The 16,651-nt window shown below is 69.5% G+C and carries 12 protein-coding genes and 1 rRNA gene; 10 read left to right on the top strand and 3 right to left on the bottom strand.

Going from position 1 to position 16,651, the window contains the following annotated elements; all coding sequences use genetic code 11:
* Positions 1–131 precede the first annotated feature (131 nt).
* The gene (eccCa, locus tag ACFYV5_RS06325) at positions 132–4,088 is read right to left on the bottom strand and encodes a type VII secretion protein EccCa (RefSeq protein WP_389165156.1); all 3,957 of its coding nucleotides are present in this window, start codon (positions 4,086–4,088) and stop codon (positions 132–134) included.
* A gap of 171 nt (positions 4,089–4,259) precedes the next feature.
* Here eccCa and eccD point away from each other — a divergent pair, with 171 nt between their 5' ends.
* From eccD to ACFYV5_RS06295, 6 genes are all read left to right on the top strand, one after another.
* On the top strand, positions 4,260–5,735 hold the full coding sequence (gene eccD / locus ACFYV5_RS06320) for a type VII secretion integral membrane protein EccD (RefSeq protein WP_355116143.1): 1,476 nt from the start codon (positions 4,260–4,262) through the stop codon (positions 5,733–5,735).
* Between the two features lie 174 nt (positions 5,736–5,909).
* Positions 5,910–6,200 (top strand): 30S ribosomal protein S15, encoded by a 291-nt coding sequence (rpsO, locus tag ACFYV5_RS06315; protein ID WP_158991116.1) that lies wholly within the window; start codon positions 5,910–5,912, stop codon positions 6,198–6,200.
* A 281-nt stretch (positions 6,201–6,481) separates the two neighbouring features.
* The gene (locus ACFYV5_RS06310) at positions 6,482–8,713 is read left to right on the top strand and encodes a polyribonucleotide nucleotidyltransferase (RefSeq protein WP_389165151.1); all 2,232 of its coding nucleotides are present in this window, start codon (positions 6,482–6,484) and stop codon (positions 8,711–8,713) included.
* A complete protein-coding gene (locus tag ACFYV5_RS06305) occupies positions 8,710–10,089 on the top strand; it encodes a M16 family metallopeptidase (protein WP_389165148.1) in 1,380 nt (459 codons plus the stop codon). Before ACFYV5_RS06310 ends, ACFYV5_RS06305 begins: the two co-directional genes overlap by 4 nt.
* A gap of 17 nt (positions 10,090–10,106) precedes the next feature.
* On the top strand, positions 10,107–10,859 hold the full coding sequence (dapB, locus tag ACFYV5_RS06300) for a 4-hydroxy-tetrahydrodipicolinate reductase (protein ID WP_355116136.1): 753 nt from the start codon (positions 10,107–10,109) through the stop codon (positions 10,857–10,859).
* A gap of 5 nt (positions 10,860–10,864) precedes the next feature.
* Positions 10,865–11,317, top strand: a complete 453-nt coding sequence (locus ACFYV5_RS06295; RefSeq protein WP_355116134.1) for a hypothetical protein — start codon at positions 10,865–10,867, stop codon at positions 11,315–11,317.
* Here the strand turns inward: ACFYV5_RS06295 and ACFYV5_RS06290 are convergent.
* Both ACFYV5_RS06290 and ACFYV5_RS06285 read right to left on the bottom strand, forming a co-directional pair.
* Entirely contained in the window at positions 11,307–11,879 is a 573-nt protein-coding gene (locus ACFYV5_RS06290; protein ID WP_389165144.1) for a hypothetical protein, read from the bottom strand. The genes ACFYV5_RS06295 and ACFYV5_RS06290 overlap by 11 nt on opposite strands.
* Positions 11,880–11,973: 94 nt before the next feature.
* Complete coding sequence (locus ACFYV5_RS06285; RefSeq protein ID WP_355116132.1) at positions 11,974–12,213, bottom strand: hypothetical protein; 240 nt, start codon at positions 12,211–12,213, stop codon at positions 11,974–11,976.
* Positions 12,214–12,400: 187 nt separating this feature from the next.
* Between ACFYV5_RS06285 and thyX the strand changes: the two genes are divergently transcribed.
* The 4 genes from thyX to ACFYV5_RS06265 all read left to right on the top strand — a co-directional run.
* Entirely contained in the window at positions 12,401–13,141 is a 741-nt protein-coding gene (thyX, locus tag ACFYV5_RS06280; RefSeq protein ID WP_355116130.1) for an FAD-dependent thymidylate synthase, read from the top strand.
* 177 nt (positions 13,142–13,318) lie between these two features.
* On the top strand, positions 13,319–14,218 hold the full coding sequence (gene dapA / locus ACFYV5_RS06275) for a 4-hydroxy-tetrahydrodipicolinate synthase (protein WP_355116128.1): 900 nt from the start codon (positions 13,319–13,321) through the stop codon (positions 14,216–14,218).
* Positions 14,219–14,372: 154 nt separating this feature from the next.
* Entirely contained in the window at positions 14,373–16,058 is a 1,686-nt protein-coding gene (locus ACFYV5_RS06270) for a ribonuclease J (RefSeq protein WP_355116126.1), read from the top strand.
* 501 nt (positions 16,059–16,559) lie between these two features.
* Positions 16,560–16,651: ribosomal RNA gene (locus ACFYV5_RS06265) — 16S ribosomal RNA — on the top strand; the annotation flags it as partial.

Raw genomic sequence — 16,651 nt, 5'->3', positions numbered from 1 at the left:
TTGTGGATCAGCCTAGTGGCCACGCCGCCGCGCCGTGGCCCGTACGCCGGAGACGGAACCGTCCGGCGGCTGCCGGAGCGGCGAGGGGCGGTGTGGATGCTCCACACCGCCCCTCGCCGCTCCCGAGGCCGTCAGTGGCTCTCCGGCAGCCAGCCCAGCTGTACCAGCGGCGTGCCCCGCTTGCGGGAGACGAACGTGCCACGGCCCGGCGGCATCGGCCTCGCGCGGACGTTGCCGAGGATGTCGCCCTCGCCCGGGTCACCGGAGAGGATGACGCCCTGGGCGCCCAGCTCCTTGGCGCGCTGCATGAAGGGCTCGTACATCGCCCTCGACGCGCCCGCCGCGCTGCGCGCGACGATGAAGCGGATGCCCACGTCCCGCGCGAACGGCAGGTTCTCCACCAGCACCTGCAGCGGGTTGCCCGAGTTCGTCGCCACCAGCTCGAAGTCGTCCACCAGCACGTACAGCTGCGGACCCGTCCACCAGCTGCGGTCCCGCAGCTGCTGCGGGGTGATGTCGGGCTTCGGCGCCCGCTTCGTCATCACCGTGTTGATCGCGTCCATGTGCATCTGCATGGCCGACGCCATCGGCGCGTACTCCAGCAGGTGCGAGGGCGCGACCGCCTCCAGCATCGTGCGCCGGTAGTCGCCGACCACGATCCGCGCCTGCTCCGGGGTGTACCGCTCGCACAGCTGCTTGGCGATCAGCCGCAGCAGACCCGTCTTGCCGGACTCGCTCTCGCCGAAGATCAGGAAGAACGGGTCCGTCTCGAAGTCGACGAACACCGGTTCCAGGTTCGTCTCGTCGATACCGATCGCGATGCCGTGCTGCGGGTACTCGAAGCCCTTCGGCAGCTGCTCCGCCGGCAGCCGGCGCGGCAGCAGCCGCACCGCCGGAGCGGGCGCGCTCGTCCAACTGCTCTTCACGGCCTGCACGAACGCGGCCGTGCCCTCGGAGAGGTCCACCGCCGAGCTCGACCCGTCGATCCGCGGCAGCGCGCCCATGAAGTGCAGCTTCTCCGGCACCTGACCGCGACCGGGCACGCCCGGCGGCACGTTCGCCGCCACCTTCCGGTCGAACTCCGAGTCCATGACGTCGCCGAGCCGCAGCTCCAGACGCCCCAGCATCTGGTCCTTCAGCGCCGCCCGCACCTCCATGTACCGCGCCGCGGTGATGACCACGTGGATGCCGTAACCCAGACCACGCGCCGCGATGTCCGAGACCACCGGCTCGAGACCGTCGTACTCGTTCCTGAAACCGCCCCAGCCGTCGATGACCAGGAAGACGTCGCCCCAGGCCTCGCCCGGCAGTTCACCCGCGGCGCGCTTGCGCCGGTAGGTCGAGATCGAGTCGATGGCGTTCGCGCGGAAGAACTCCTCACGCCGGTTCAGTACACCGAGCACCTCCGCGACCGTCCGCCGCACCCGCTCCGGGTCGAGCCGCGACGCGACCCCGCCGACATGCGGCAGGTCCGCCAGCGACACCATGCCGCCACCACCGAAGTCCAGCGCGTAGAACTGCACTTCGGCCGGGGTGTGGGTCAGCGCGAACGACGAGATCAGCGTCCGCATCAGCGTCGACTTGCCGGACTGCGGACCGCCGACCACCATCATGTGGCCCGCCGCACCCGAGAAGTCCCGGTACAGCACCTCGCGCCGCTGCTCGAAGGGCTTGTCGATCAGGCCGAGCGGCACCGTCAGACCGCCGGGACGGGTGTACTCCGTCGCCGTCAGACCGCGGTCCACGGTCGGCGCGAGCCCCGGCAGCAGCTGGTCCAGCGAGGGCGCCTGGTCCAGCGGCGGCAGCCACACCTGGTGGGCGGGCACGCCCTGCCCCTCCAGGCGCCGCACGATCACGTCGAGAACGGTGTCCGCGAGCGCGTCGTCCTCCTCCTCGCGCTGCGCCGTCAGATACGCCGGGTCGGGCGCCGCGTACACCACCGGCACCGGCGAGGCCGTGAAGAGCGCCGGACGCCGCTCGATCGGCATCTGCCCGGCCGTGAGCCGCGGCCCGCCCGTCCGGTACGTCCCCGAGACGTACGCCGCCTTGAACCGCGTCATCTCGTCCGTACCGAACTTCAGATAGCCCGAACCCGGCACCGACGGCAGGTGGTACGCGTCCGGCACACCGATCGCCGTGCGCGACTCGGCCGCCGAGAACGTCCGCAGACCGATCCGGTACGAGAGGTACGTGTCGAGGCCGCGGAGCTTGCCCTCCTCCAGCCGCTGCGAGGCGAGCAGCAGATGCACACCCAGGGAGCGGCCGATGCGGCCGATCTGGATGAACATGTCGATGAAGTCCGGCTTGGCGGTGAGGAGTTCGGAGAACTCGTCGATGACCAGGACCAGCGAGGCCAGCGGCTCCAGCGGCGCACCCGCCGCCCGCGCCTTCTCGTAGTCGTGGATGTTGGCGTAGTTGCCGGCCGACCGCAGCAGCTCCTGACGGCGCTGCAGCTCACCGCGGATCGCGTCGCCCATGCGGTCGACGAGCGTGAGGTCGTCGGCGAGGTTGGTGATCACGGCCGCGACGTGCGGCATCTGGGACATGCCCGCGAAGGTCGCACCACCCTTGAAGTCCGCGAGGACGAAGTTCAGCGTCTCCGAGGAGTGCGTCACCGCCAGACCGAGGACGAGCGTGCGCAGCAGCTCCGACTTTCCGGAACCGGTCGCGCCCACGCACAGACCGTGCGGGCCCATGCCCTCCTGCGCGGCCTCCTTGAGGTCCAGCATGACCGGCTGGCCGTCCTCGCCGACACCGATCGGCACGCGCAGCCGCTCGGCCACCGACCGCGGCCGCCAGGTCCGCGCCACGTCCACCGACCCGGCGTCGCCCAGGTTCAGCAGATCCGTGAAGTCCAGGTTGGCGAGCAGCGGTTCGTCGTCGTCCCCGCCGCCCGTCCGCAGCGGCGCGAGCTGGCGTGCCAGCGCCTCGGCGGCCGGCAGGGAGATCCCGTCCGGCACCCCCTCGTACGCGAAACCGCCGCCCGACTCCAGGCGCAGCCGCCCGGGCCGCACGACCACCGACAGACCACCGCGCGGCTCGTCCAGCTCACCGGAGACCACCTCGACGATGGTCACGCCCTGCAGCCCCTCCGGCGCCGCGAACAGCGAGTCCGGCGGCACCATCCCGCCGTCCAGCACGACCACGACGTGCGGCTGGTCCAGGACCGGCTGGTTCTCGCGGCTGAACCGCGGCCGGCCGTCGAGCCGCGAGCGGATCATCGACTCCAGCTCGCCGAGGTCGTCGCCGAACAGCCGCTTGGTGCCCGCGCCGTCGACCTGACCCTGCACCTGCGTGTGCGGCAGCCACTTCGTCCAGTCCCAGCGCTCCTGCGCGCCCCGGGCCGCGACCACGGCCAGCATCAGGTCCTCGGGGGAGTGCAACGTCACCAGCTGGGAGATCAGACCGCGCGCCGCGGCGTGCGCCGCCTCCGGCTCACCGGAGACCGTCACGTGGTAGAAGGCGCGCATCGAGACCGCCATCGGCAGCCCGTCCAGCGACCCGTGCACGGCCAGGAACTGCTGCATCGCACCCGCGCAGAGCGGCTCCAGCTCGTCCACCGGGGCCGTGTCCGGCGCGACCAGGGGCGTCGCCAGCTGCTGGGCGCCGAGCCCGATCCGTACGTGCCCGAAGTCCTTGTCGCCCACACGGCGTTCCCACACCCGCGAGCCCTCGGCCACCACCGACCACAGCTGTTCGGGGGAGGGGTGCAGATACAGCTGCGCGTCGCGCTGCTTGCGCGCGGTGCGCCGGACCGTACGCCGGGTCTGCGCGAGGTATTTGAGATAGTCGCGCCGGACATCGGCAATTTGCCCCTGCGTACCCTTCCGGAACCGCACAAGCTGCGCGATGACCATCGCGACCGTCGAGACGAGCATCAGGATGCCCATGATGCGCATGAACGGATGCGCGCCCGGCATGAAGAAGAACACCACCGAGGAGCCCATGCCGAGCATCGGCAGGAGCTGCATCAGCATGCCCTCCTGCTGACCCCGCGGCAGTTCGGGCGGAGACTCCAGGACCAGTTCCTCACTGGGTACTTCAGGAGGAAGGGACCTCGGCGGGCGTTTGACGACGATCTGGCTCACCGGCGCATCAATCCCTCGTTACGGGCCGACTTCGTGCGGGAGTTCCGCACCGGCGCCCCCGTCGGCGACGGCCTCCCCCAGAAGCGCGATCCTACGTGCAGCCACTGACACCCGTCCCCGGTAGGGTGGCCCGCGCAGTGTGCGCAACCGCGAATCAGGGGGTCCAGACACGTGAGTACGACCGCAGCGACCGGTTTCTGCCGCGTCACCGTCGTGGCGCCGGACAGTCGTATCGACGTCGCACTCCCGGAGGACATCGCCGTCGCCGACGTCTATCCGGAGATCCTGCGGCTCACCGGCCAGACCCAGTCCGCCGGCACCCCGACCGGCTACCACCTGGTCCGGCGCGACGGCTCGGTCCTCGACGGCGCGCGTACCCTCGCCGCCCAGCAGGTCCTCGACGGCGAGGTCCTCTCGCTGCGCCCGTTCGCGCAGTCGCTGCCGCCCGCCGTCTTCGACGACGTCTCCGACGCCGTCGCCTCGGCCGTCACCCGCGACCGGCACCTGTGGAGCGACGACCTGCTGCGCGGCGCCGGACTCGTCGGCGGTGTGCTGCTGCTGGTCCTCATGGGCTTCGTGCTCTGGTTCGCCGATCCCGTACGTCACGACATGCACAGCCTCCCCGGCATCATCGCGGGCGCCGCGGGTGTCCTGCTGACCGCCTTCGCCGGTGTACGGGCCCGGGTGTACGGAGACCGGGCCACCGCTGTCGCCCTCGGCCTCGGCGCCCTCCCGCTCCTGCTCATCGCCGGCTCCGGCATCGTCGGACCCGACGCCGGCCACGGCCCCGGCCGCCTGCAGTTCCTGCTCGGCTGTGTGACCGTCCTGGTCGCCTCCGTGGCCCTGGTGGCGCTCACCCCCAGCGGCGACGCCCCGTTCGTCGCGGCGACCTTCCTGGCCGCCGTGGGCACCCTCGCCACCTTCCTGGAGATCCTCAGCGAGTCCTCCGCCACCGAGACCGCCGCCGTCTGCGCCCCTGTCGCCGTCGGCCTGGTCGCCTTCCTGCCCGGCCTCTCCGCCCGCTTCGCCCGGCTGCCCATCGGCTACGCCTCCCCGCGCAGCGCCACCGACGACGAGTTCCACGCCGACCCGAACCAGACCCCCGACGAGCCCCAGCCCGTCGACGGCGAGCGCATCGCCCTCCAGGCCCGACGCGGCCACGAGATGCTCCTCGGCCTGGTCGGCGGCTGCGCCGCCGTCGTCGTCGGCTCGGCCGCGGTCCTCGGCTTCGCCGGCAACGTCTGGGGCCAGCTCCTCGCCCTCGCCTCCGGCCTCGCGATGCTGCTGCGCGCCCGGCTCTTCCGCTACACCTCGCAGGTCGCCTGCGTCCTGGTCGCCGGCATCGCCGCGATCGCCCTGCTGATCCTCGGCCTCTCCCTGAACCCGCCGGCCGATCTGGTCAAGGACCTGTTGATCTACGGGGACCGCGGCGGCCTGGACATCCGTACGATCTGGCTCACCGCGGCCGTCGCCGCCGGCGCCGCCCTGGTCACCGCCATCGGCCTGATCATCCCGCGAAAGGGCCTCTCGCCCTTCTGGGGCCGCCTGCTCGACCTGGCCGAGGGCTTCGTCCTGCTCTCCCTCGTCCCGCTCTGCCTGGCCGTCCTGGACGTCTTCATGGCGGCCCGTTCCCTCACCAGCAAGTAAGAGGCGCTCCTCCGGGCTGGTACGCTGTGTGACGGCCGTTTGTGTACGCGCTCCCGGAAGCTCGAAGCTCTGGAAGCTGCGCCCATCGGACCTTCGCCCGACGAGTCACGGAAGCTCCCCTGAGAACCAGACCAGGGGCACTCGCGGACGCACGAACACCAAGAGGAGTACCGAGTGTCTCTCGACGCCGCTACGAAGAAGCAGATCATGGCCGAGTTCGGCACCAAGGAGGGCGACACCGGCTCCCCCGAGGTCCAGGTCGCGATGCTCTCCCGCCGCATCTCGGACCTGACCGAGCACCTCAAGCAGCACAAGCACGACCACCACTCCCGTCGTGGTCTGCTGATCCTGGTCGGCCAGCGTCGCCGCCTGCTGCAGTACCTGGCCAAGAAGGACATCCAGCGCTTCCGTGCCCTGGTCGACCGCCTCGGCATCCGCCGCGGTGCGGCCGGCGGTGCCAAGTAAGGACGCCGTGAAGGGAGCGGTTCCCACTTTTAGGGGGCCGCTCCCTTTGCTGTACGTGCGCGATGTGCCGACCGGCACTTAGTCTGGACGCACAACGCCACATTTCCACGAGCGAGAAGCCACCGGCAGGCCGCCGGTCCTCGGTAGTGGCCCCCGGACCACTGACCCCGGGTGCTTCGATCGAAGACCGGCCCGCACCCGAAGGTGCGCTTCTCCTCCACCACCGTCCCCGGCCACACGGGCCGACGGACGAAAAGACGAACACGTAGGAGAAACCCATAGTGGAGAACGAGACCCACTACGCCGAGGCCGTCATCGACAACGGCACGTTCGGCACCCGCACCATCCGCTTCGAGACGGGCCGTCTCGCCAAGCAGGCCGCCGGCTCCGCCGTCGCCTACCTGGACGACGACACGATGGTCCTCTCGGCCACCACCGCGTCCAAGAAGCCCAAGGACCAGCTCGACTTCTTCCCCCTGACGGTGGACGTCGAGGAGCGGATGTACGCGGCCGGCAAGATCCCCGGCTCCTTCTTCCGCCGGGAGGGCCGCCCCTCCGAGGACGCGATCCTCACCTGCCGCCTGATCGACCGGCCGCTGCGCCCCTCCTTCAAGAAGGGCCTGCGCAACGAGATCCAGATCGTCGAGACGATCATGGCGCTCAACCCCGACCACCTCTACGACGTGGTCGCGATCAACGCCGCCTCCTGCTCCACGATCCTGGCGGGCCTGCCCTTCTCCGGCCCGATCGGCGCCACCCGTGTCGCCCTGATCAAGGGCCAGTGGGTCGCGTTCCCGACGCACACCGAGCTCGAGGACGCCGTCTTCGACATGGTCGTCGCCGGTCGCGTCCTGGAGGACGGCGACGTCGCGATCATGATGGTCGAGGCCGAGGCCACCGAGAAGACGATCGAGCTCGTCAAGGGCGGCGCCGAGGCGCCGACCGAGGAGCTCGTCGCCGCCGGTCTCGAGGCCGCGAAGCCCTTCATCAAGGGCCTCTGCAAGGCCCAGTCGGACCTCGCCGCCAAGGCCGCCAAGCCGGTCGGCGAGTTCCCGGTCTTCCTCGACTACCAGGACGACGTCCTGGAGGCGCTCACCGCCGCGGTCAGGAGCGAGCTCGCCCAGGCGCTCACCATCGCCGGCAAGCAGGAGCGCGAGACCGAGCTCGACCGCATCAAGGAGCTCGCCGCCGAGAAGCTCCTCCCGGCCTTCGAGGGCCGCGAGAAGGAGATCTCGGGCGCCTACCGCGCGCTGACCAAGAAACTGGTCCGCGAGCGGATCATCAAGGACAAGGTCCGCATCGACGGCCGCGGGCTCACGGACATCCGTACGCTCGCCGCCGAGGTCGAGGCCATCCCGCGCGTGCACGGCTCGGCGCTGTTCGAGCGTGGCGAGACCCAGATCCTGGGCGTCACCACCCTCAACATGCTCCGCATGGAGCAGCAGCTGGACACCCTCTCCCCGGTGACCCGCAAGCGCTACATGCACAACTACAACTTCCCGCCGTACTCCGTCGGTGAGACCGGCCGCGTGGGCTCGCCCAAGCGCCGCGAGATCGGCCACGGCGCGCTCGCCGAGCGCGCCATCGTGCCGGTGCTGCCGACGCGCGAGGAGTTCCCCTACGCGATCCGTCAGGTGTCCGAGGCCCTCGGCTCCAACGGCTCGACGTCCATGGGCTCGGTCTGCGCCTCCACCATGTCGCTGCTGAACGCCGGTGTGCCGCTCAAGGCCCCCGTCGCCGGTATCGCCATGGGCCTGATCTCCGAGGAGATCGACGGCAAGACCCACTACGTCGCCCTCACCGACATCCTCGGTGCCGAGGACGCGTTCGGTGACATGGACTTCAAGGTCGCCGGTACGAAGACCTTCGTCACCGCGCTCCAGCTCGACACCAAGCTCGACGGCATCCCGGCCTCGGTCCTGGCCGCCGCGCTGAAGCAGGCCCGTGACGCGCGTCTGCACATCCTCGACGTGATGAACGAGGCGATCGACGTTCCGGACGAGATGTCCCCGAACGCGCCGCGCATCATCACCGTCAAGATCCCGGTGGACAAGATCGGTGAGGTCATCGGCCCCAAGGGCAAGATGATCAACCAGATCCAGGAGGACACCGGCGCCGACATCACGATCGAGGACGACGGCACCATCTACATCGGTGCCCAGCAGGGCTCGCAGGCCGAGGCCGCCCGCGCCACGATCAACGGCATCGCCAACCCGACCATGCCGGAGGTCGGCGAGCGCTACCTGGGGACGGTCGTCAAGACCACCACCTTCGGTGCCTTCGTCTCCCTCATGCCCGGCAAGGACGGTCTGCTGCACATCTCGCAGATCCGCAAGCTCGCCGGTGGCAAGCGCGTGGAGAACGTCGAGGACGTGCTCGCGGTCGGCTCCAAGGTCCAGGTCGAGATCGCCGAGATCGACCAGCGCGGCAAGCTCTCCCTCGTCCCCGTCATGGCGGACGAGGAGAGCGGCGCCGCCGCGGACGCCGACAAGAAGGACGACACCGACCAGTGACGTCCCGTAGTTCCGCGACGACGGCCCGCCCCTCTTCGGAGGGGCGGGCCGTCGCCCGTACCCAAACGCTTCTCCCGGGCAAGGACGGCATCGGCACGGTCCGCCGCACGACCCTCCCCGGTGGCCTGCGCATCGTCACCGAGACCCTGCCCTCCGTACGCTCCGCCACCTTCGGCATCTGGGCGCACGTCGGCTCCCGCGACGAGACGCCCACCCTCAACGGGGCCACGCACTACCTGGAGCACCTCCTCTTCAAGGGCACGAAGCGACGCAGTGCCCTCGACATCTCCGCCGCGCTCGACGCGGTCGGCGGCGAGATGAACGCCTTCACGGCGAAGGAGTACACCTGCTACTACGCGCGGGTCCTCGACACCGACCTGCCGCTGGCGATCGACGTCGTCTGCGACATGCTGACCGGCTCGCTGATCCTCGAAGAGGACGTGGACGCCGAGCGCGGCGTCATCCTCGAAGAGATCGCGATGACCGAGGACGACCCGGGCGACGTCGTCCACGACCTGTTCGCGCAGACCATGTTCGGCGACACCCCGCTGGGTCGTCCCGTGCTCGGCACGGTCGACACCATCAACGCCCTCGACCGCGGCCGGATCGCCCGCTTCTACAAGAAGCACTACGACCCGACCCACCTGGTCGTCGCCGCCGCGGGCAACGTCGACCACGCCACGGTCGTACGCCAGGTCCGCCGCGCCTTCGAGAAGGCCGGCGCCCTCACCCGTACCGACGCGCTGCCGGTCGGCCCGCGCGAGGGCCGGCGCACCATCCGCACCGCGGGCCGCGTCGAGGTCCTCGGCCGCAAGACCGAGCAGGCCCACGTCGTCCTCGGCATGCCGGGCCTGGCCCGCACCGACGAGCGCCGCTGGGCGCTCGGCGTGATGAACACGGCCCTCGGCGGCGGCATGTCCTCCCGGCTCTTCCAGGAGGTCCGCGAGAAGCGCGGCCTGGCCTACAGCGTGTACTCGTACACCTCGGGCTTCGCCGACTGTGGCCTCTTCGGGGTGTACGCGGGCTGCCGCCCCAACCAGGTCCACGACGTGCTGAAGATCTGCCGCGACGAGCTCGACAAGGTCGCCTCCGACGGGCTGTCCGACGACGAGATCGCCCGCGCCATAGGCCAGCTCTCCGGCTCGACCGTCCTCGGCCTGGAGGACACCGGCGCGCTGATGAACCGCATCGGCAAGAGCGAGCTGTGCTGGGGCAGCCAGATGTCCGTCGACGACATGCTCGCCCGCATCGCCGCGGTCACCCCGGACGAGGTCCGGGAGGTCGCCCGTGATGTGCTCGGACAGCGCCCCTCGCTGTCGGTCATAGGGCCGCTGAAGGACAAGCAGGCCGCACGCCTGCACGAATCCGTCTCCTAGAGAGAGTTCACAGAGCAATGAGCAAGCTGCGCGTGGCGGTCCTCGGAGCCCAGGGCCGTATCGGCTCCGAGGCAGTACGGGCCGTCGAGGCCGCCGAGGACATGGAACTGGTCGCGGCCCTCGGCCGCGGCGACAAGCTGGAGACGCTCGCCGACGCGGGCGCCCAGGTCGCGGTCGAGCTGACCACCCCGGCCTCCGTGATGGACAACCTCGACTACTGCGTACGCCATGGCATCCACGCGGTCGTCGGCACCACCGGCTGGACCGAGGAGCGCCTCGCGCAGCTGAACTCCTGGCTCGCCGCCTCCCCGGGGACCGGCGTCCTGATCGCCCCGAACTTCTCCATCGGCGCGGTGCTGACCATGAAGTTCGCCCAGATCGCGGCCCCGTACTTCGAGTCCGTCGAGGTCGTCGAGCTGCACCACCCGAACAAGGTCGACGCCCCCAGCGGCACCGCCACCCGCACCGCCCAGCTGATCGCCGCCGCCCGCGCCGAGGCCGGCCTCGGCGCCCAGCCGGACGCGACCGCGACCGCCCTCGACGGGGCGCGCGGCGCGGACGTCGACGGCGTACCGGTGCACGCCGTACGCCTGCGGGGCCTGCTGGCCCACCAGGAGGTCCTGCTCGGTGGCGAGGGCGAGACCCTGACCATCCGTCACGACTCGCTGCACCACTCCAGCTTCATGCCGGGCATCCTCCTGGGCGCCCGCCGCGTGACCACCGCCCCCGGCCTCACCTTCGGCCTGGAGCACTTCCTGGACCTGGGCTGACGGCCATGGGCGGAAAGATCACGTACGTCTTCCTCGCCACCGTGCTGGTGCTCGTCTTCGGCGTGGTGGCGATGGAGGGCGTCCTGCTCCTGCTGACCGGCGAACCGGCCGCCATGGGCATGGGCGCGGTCGCGTTCCTGCTGCCCTGCGTGGGTGGCTGGTTCCTCTGGAAGAACACCGCCTTCGCGCGGAACGCGCAGCGGCTGGCCCGCGAGCTGGAGGCCGAAGGCGGCCTGCCCGTGGACGAGTTGAAGCGTACGGCCGGCGGCCGGATCGACCGGGACTCGGCCGACGAGGTCTTCGCGCGACGGCGTGCCGAGACCGAGGACTCCCCGGACGACTGGCGCTGCTGGTTCCGGCTCGCGGTCGCCTATCACGACGCCCGCGACACCCCGCGCGCCCGCAAGGCGATGCAGCGCGCGATCGCCCTGCACGCGGGCCGTACGGTCAGCGCGTAGCGGCGACCGCGACCGGCGGCACGACGCCGTACTCGGCGTTCCACGCCTCGACGGTGTCGGCCGCGCGGTCGAACGCCTCGACGCGGGAGAGGAAGTCGGCACTGTGGTCGGTGAGCAGAGCGATCTGCTCACCACCCTGCCGTACGAGAACCAGCGCCTGGCCCTGCACGGTGCGGGGCAGCCCCAGCCATCGCACGGGCTGCTGCACCGTGCGGAGCTCCGTCACCCGCGGCCAGGCCACGGTGACCGTGGAGAGGAAGCCGACCCGGCGCACGCCGTGCCGGCTCACCCACGTGCCCACCCGCAGCGCCCGCAGCGCACCGGCGATGAGGACCGCGGCGAGCCCGAAGGTCGCGAGGGCACCGCCCGACGCACCCGCCGCCGCGATGATCACCGAGGCGAAGAGCACGAACGAGGCGAGCAACAGCGCGAGCGCCGCCGCCCCGACCCGCCAGGGTCCGGGCCGGTAGGGACGACGCCACTGGTCGTGGTCGTCGAACGGCAGCGCGACGTCGTCGGTGGCGTCAAAAGCGCGGTCGGCCGTCAGAAAGGGCAGGGGCACGACTGATCCTCACTCACAAGCACGCTCGAAGGGTTGTGCCCGGTGAGGCTACCCAGGTGGTCTCGACCGGGGCCACCCCAGGGGGCCGTACTGCTCAGCGGTTGTCGGAAGCCTCGGACTGCTGCCGGTGGCCCTCGGCCGAACCCGACTGCATGGACGGCATTCCGAAGAGCAGCGAGCCGACGAGACCGGCCACGACGGTCAGCCCGACCAGCGTACGGCCCATGACCTCGGAGACACTGAGGCGCTCCCTCGGCGGCGGAGTGACGTTACTGCGGAAGCGGTCGGCATCAGCGACGAACGCGAACGGGACGGCTTCTCGCCGGGTGAACATGGAGCCACTCTCCTTGGGGTCTGTGGTGTGCGGTGTCACAGAGAGAGACGAGTCTCGTCACCGTTCGGTGCCCGATTTCCCCGAATTGGCCAAAGAAAGTCCTCCGGGTGGGTGCGGGAGCCCCTTGTCAGTGGGTCCCCGTAGAGTGGGCGCCGCCCGAGCGACGCACTTTGGAAGGACCCCGCCGGTGACCGACACCCCCGCAGAAGAGCTCAAGCCCAGTTTCCGCAGCGATGTGACCGTCGAGCTGGTCAAGCACAGCGCCGCCGACTCGGACGTGCTGTGGGCGGCCCGCGTGTCCACCGCGGGGGAGCAGTCGCTGGACGAGCTGCAGAAGGACCCGGAGCGGTCCAAGGGGCTCATCAACTACCTGATGCGGGACCGGCACGGCAGCCCCTTCGAGCACAACTCGATGACCTTCTTCATCAGCGCCCCGATCTTCGTCTTCCGCGAGTTCATGCGCCACCGCGTCGGCTGGTCGTACAACGAGGAATCGGGTCGCTACAGGGAGCTGGAGCCGGTCTTCTACGTTCCGGACGCCTCGCGGAAGCTGGTCCAGGAGGGCCGCCCGGGCAAGTACGTCTTCGTCGAGGGCAGCGAGGCCCAGCGGGAACTGACCAGCCGTGTCATGGAGGACTCGTACGTTCAGGCGTACGCGGCGTACCAGGAGATGCTCGCCGCCGGCGTCGCCCGCGAGGTCGCCCGCGCGGTCCTGCCCGTCGGCCTCTTCTCCTCGATGTACGCCACGTGCAACGCGCGCTCGCTGATGCACTTCCTCGGCCTGCGCACCCAGCACGAGCTGGCCACGGTGCCGTCCTTCCCCCAGCGGGAGATCGAGATGGTCGGCGAGAAGATGGAGCAGCACTGGGCCCAGCTCATGCCGCTGACCTATGCCGCGTTCAACAAGAACGGCCGTGTGGCCCCATAAAGAACAGATGTACGATCACGCCTCACGAAGTGTCCGTATTGCGACGTTTCACGAAGTTCATCTAGGCTGATCAAACGGACCCGGCACTGCTTGAACCCCCGAGCAGGCAGTGCCGGGCTCCTTTCTCACGTCCCCCTAGGGGGCACCGGGCGCTGAGCAGCGAGTAGCGTGTTACCCATGGCTCCGATCTCCACTCCGCAGACCCCCTTCGGGCGGGTCCTCACCGCCATGGTCACGCCCTTCACGGCTGACGGCGCACTCGACCTCGACGGTGCCCAGCGACTCGCCGCCCATCTGGTGGACGCAGGCAACGACGGCCTCGTCGTCAACGGCACCACCGGAGAGTCCCCGACCACCAGCGACGCGGAGAAATCGGAGCTGGTACGAGCCGTACTGGACGCGGTCGGCGACCGCGCCCACGTCGTCGCCGGCATCGGCACCAACGACACCCACCACTCCATCGAGCTCGCCCGCACCGCCGAACGCGACGGCGCGCACGGCCTGCTCGCCGTCACCCCGTACTACAACAAGCCCCCGCAAGAGGGTCTGTACCGGCACTTCTCGGCCATCGCCGACGCCACCGAGCTTCCGGTGATGCTCTACGACATCCCCGGCCGCAGCGGTGTCCCGATCGACACCGAGACGATCGTCCGCCTCGCCGAGCACCCCAGGATCGTCGCCAACAAGGACGCCAAGGGTGACCTGGGGCGGGCCAGCTGGGCCATCGCCCGATCGGGCCTGGCCTGGTACTCCGGCGACGACATGCTCAACCTGCCGCTGCTCTCCGTGGGCGCCTGCGGCTTCGTCTCCGTCGTCGGCCACGTCGTCACCCCCGAGCTCCGGGCACTCCTGGACGCTCACCTGAACGGCGAAGTCCAGAAGGCCACCGAGATCCACCAGCGGCTCCTGCCGATCTACACCGGCATGTTCCGCACCCAGGGCGTCATGACGACCAAGGCCGCCCTTGCCCTCCAGGGCCTCCCGGCGGGACCGCTGCGCATGCCGCTCGTGGAGCTTTCCCCCGAGGAAACCGCACAGCTCAAGCTCGATCTCGCCGCCGGCGGGGTAGAGCTCTAGGAAAAGACTTCACAACTGAATATCCGATCTGCGGACGCGACGAAAGTTTCCCGGCGTCCGACGAGATCCCCTGACACAGACAACAGCAAGTGCACGAATGTCATGCGCGCCACGTGCCGAAGCGGTACGTGGCGCGTGTGGTGAGGAGAGTCTTTTGAGTCATCCGCATCCTGAACTCGGCGCCCCGCCGAAGCTGCCCAAGGGCGGCCTGCGCGTCACCCCGCTCGGCGGGCTCGGTGAGATCGGCCGCAACATGACGGTCTTCGAGTTCGACGGCCGGCTGCTGATCGTCGACTGCGGCGTCCTCTTCCCCGAGGAGGAGCAGCCGGGCATCGACCTGATCCTGCCCGATTTCACCACCATCCGGGACCGCCTCGACCAGGTCGAGGGGATCGTGCTCACGCACGGCCACGAGGACCACATCGGCGCCGTCCCCTACCTGCTCCGGCTCAAGCCGGACATCCCGCTCATCGGCTCCAAGCTGACCCTCGCCCTGATCGAGGCCAAGCTCCAGGAGCACCGCATCCGCCCCTACACCCTCGAGGTGTCGGAGGGCGACCGGGAGAACCTGGGCGCGTTCGACTGCGAGTTCATCGCGGTCAACCACTCCATCCCCGACGCGCTGGCCGTCGCCATCCGCACCCCCGCGGGCATGGCCGTCGCCACCGGCGACTTCAAGATGGACCAGCTCCCGATGGACGGCCGGCTCACCGACCTCCACGCGTTCGCGCGGCTCAGCGAGGAGGGCATCGACCTCCTGCTGTCCGACTCGACGAACGCCGAGGTCCCCGGCTTCGTCCCGCCGGAGAAGGACATCTCCAACGTCCTGCGGAACGTCTTCGCGAACGCCCAGAAGCGGATCATCGTGGCCAGCTTCGCCAGCCACGTCCACCGCATCCAGCAGATCCTGGACGCCGCGCACGAGTACGGACGCCGGGTGGCCTTCGTCGGCCGCTCGATGGTCCGCAACATGGGCATCGCCCGTGACCTCGGCTACCTCCGGGTCCCGGCCGGCCTGGTCGTCGACGTGAAGACGCTCGACGACCTCCCGGACGACGAGGTCGTGCTGGTCTGTACGGGATCCCAGGGCGAGCCCATGGCGGCCCTGTCCCGGATGGCCAACCGCGACCACCAGATCCGGATCGTCCAGGGCGACACCGTGATCCTGGCGTCCTCGCTCATCCCGGGCAACGAGAACGCGGTCTACCGCGTGATCAACGGCCTGACCCGCTGGGGTGCCAATGTCATCCACAAGGGCAACGCCAAGGTCCACGTCTCGGGCCACGCCTCGGCCGGCGAGCTGCTGTACTTCTACAACATCTGCAAGCCGAAGAACCTGATGCCGGTCCACGGCGAATGGCGCCACCTGCGCGCCAATGCCGAGCTCGGCGCGATGACCGGTGTTCCGAAGGACCGCATCGTCATCGCCGAGGACGGCGTGGTCGTCGACCTGGTCGACGGCAAGGCCAGGATCGTCGGCAAGGTCCAGGCCGGTTACGTGTACGTCGACGGCCTCTCGGTCGGCGATGTCACCGAGGTCCACCTCAAGGACCGCCGCATCCTCGGCGACGAGGGCATCATCTCGGTCTTCCTGGTCGTGGACGCCTCGACCGGCAAGATCGTCAGCGGCCCGAACATCCATGCCCGGGGTTCCGGCATCGAGGACTCGGCGTTCGACGCCGTGATCCCGAAGGTCGAACAGGTCCTCAACAAGTCGGCCCAGGACGGCGTGGTCGAGCCCCATCAGCTGCAGCAGCTGATCCGCCGTACGGTCGGCAAGTGGGTCTCGGACACCTACCGCCGGCGCCCGATGATCCTCCCGGTCGTCGTGGAGGTCTGAGCAACCGACGCTGCCTGACCAGCGTCAACCCGGAGCGGGGCGCCTCGATTTGCATCGGGGCGCCCCGCTCCAGTACGTTTACGGCTCCGCCAGCAAGGGAACCCCGGCACCTTCGTGTGCCCGAACGGGTGACTGGAAGGGGCGGGGAATTCGACTCAGAACTTCTGATAAAGTCGGATCAACGCCGGAAAGCGAATCGGGAAACCGAAGAGCCGGAAAGCACCGAGGAAATCGGATCGGAAAGATCTGATAGAGTCGGAAACGCAAGACCGAAGGGAAAAGCCCGGAGGAAAGCCCGAGAGGGTGAGTACAAAGGAAGCGTCCGTTCCTTGAGAACTCAACAGCGTGCCAAAAATCAACGCCAGATTAGTTGATACCCCGTCCATCTTCGGATGGTCGAGGTTCCTTTGAAGAAAAACACAGCGAGGACGCTGTGAACGACTGGTCCTATTCCGACCGGTCGTTCCGCTCTCGTGGTGTGCACCCGATTACGGGTAAACATTCACGGAGAGTTTGATCCTGGCTCAGGACGAACGCTGGCGGCGTGCTTAACACATGCAAGTCGAACGATGAAGCCCTTCGGGGTGGATTAG

This window comes from Streptomyces sp. NPDC003035 (assembly GCF_042888285.1).
GTDB lineage: Bacteria > Actinomycetota > Actinomycetes > Streptomycetales > Streptomycetaceae > Streptomyces.
Note: the sequence above shows the minus strand (reverse complement) of the source record. Positions and strands in the feature narration are given on the sequence as shown.

Bases quoted from the DNA above. Each gene is read 5' to 3' on its own strand.
- ACFYV5_RS06285 (WP_355116132.1), bottom strand. From the start codon at position 12,213: ATGTTCACCCGGCGAGAAGCCGTCCCGTTCGCGTTCGTCGCTGATGCC.
- ACFYV5_RS06295 (WP_355116134.1), top strand. From the start codon at position 10,865: ATGGGCGGAAAGATCACGTACGTCTTCCTCGCCACCGTGCTGGTGCTC.
- dapB (WP_355116136.1), top strand. From the start codon at position 10,107: ATGAGCAAGCTGCGCGTGGCGGTCCTCGGAGCCCAGGGCCGTATCGGC.
- dapA (WP_355116128.1), top strand. From the start codon at position 13,319: ATGGCTCCGATCTCCACTCCGCAGACCCCCTTCGGGCGGGTCCTCACC.